The following is a 1,117-nucleotide window of genomic DNA, read 5'->3' on the forward strand; positions in this document are numbered from 1 at the left end:
GCACCGCGGTGGGTGCCGAGCGCCTGGTCACCGACGCGGTCCTGTCCGTCGAGGCCGGGGTCCGCGCGGACCAGCTGGCGGCGGGCGACCCCACGACCGGCGACCTCCCGGTCCCCGAGAGCGGGGAGGCCCGGGACCGAACGGTGCTGACCCTGCCCCCGGAGGCCACTCCGCAGAACGTGCTGACCGCCATGCTCACCGACACCGGGATGCGCGAGCGGATGCTCGACGGCGAGTTCGCCACCGTGGGAGTGGGAACGGCCACCGACGAGGACGGGCAGATCCACGTGGTGCTGGACTTCGAGCGCTGATCGGACACCCCGCGTCCCATCACCGGAAAGATTAAAATCCCACCAGAATGGGGGCTCCGCTAGCCCGGCGCACATCTGATCCTTACAGTGTCATCTGCACTCACTCCCCCTCGGTGAGTGCAGAATTGGAGACCCCTCGTGCGTCGCACTTCCCCTCGTTTCGTCAAGCCCCTCGCCGTCTGCGCTGCCGCCACCATGGCGGTCGCCGGACTCGGCGTCCCCGCCGCCTCCGCGCAGCAGTTCCTCATGCCGGGCTCGTCGTTCGGCGTCAACGTCGGCGGCGGCGGCACCGTCCCGGCGCTCGACCCCACAAGCGACGAGTACCGCCAGCAGCTCCACGACGCCACCAACGCCGCGCGTGTGGCCAACGGCCGGGCCCCGCTCCCGTCCAACGACGCCCTCGTTCAGCTGGCCACCGCCTGGAGCCAGGTGCAGGCCGCCGAGAACCGGATGTACCACAACCCCGAGCTGCGCAACCAGGTGCCGAGCGGCACCACGCGCTGGTCGGAGAACGTGCTGCAGAACTGGCGCAACGCCACCCCTCAGCAGCTGGTCAACCAGTGGATGGCCTCCACCGGCCACAGGCTCAACCTGCTGCGCTCCGATCACACCTCGATGGGCATGGGCGTCGCCGTGGCCGCCGACAACAAGCTCTACGCCACCCAGGTCTTCACCCGGAGCTGAGTCGGGCCCTCCGCCCGGGGCCGTCGGAAGCGCTCGCCCGAGCGCTCCCCCGTAGGCGCTCGGCGATAGACGCTCATCGATAAGGACGTTCCGCACACGTTTCGCGAGGGCGGTTTCATACG

General features: G+C 70.0%; 2 protein-coding genes. Both read left to right on the forward strand.

Going from position 1 to position 1,117, the window contains the following annotated elements; translation table 11 throughout:
- Nucleotides 1-311, forward strand: a 311-nt coding sequence (locus G6027_RS09825; protein ID WP_346995679.1) for a CAP domain-containing protein, incomplete at its 5' end; no start/stop codon positions are given.
- 138 nt (nucleotides 312-449) lie between these two features.
- The gene (locus G6027_RS09830) at nucleotides 450-995 is read left to right on the forward strand and encodes a CAP domain-containing protein (protein WP_182637018.1); all 546 of its coding nucleotides are present in this window, start codon (nucleotides 450-452) and stop codon (nucleotides 993-995) included.
- Nucleotides 996-1,117: the final 122 nt, after the last annotated feature.

It is taken from the genome of Dietzia sp. SLG310A2-38A2 (assembly GCF_014145095.1).
GTDB lineage: Bacteria > Actinomycetota > Actinomycetes > Mycobacteriales > Mycobacteriaceae > Dietzia.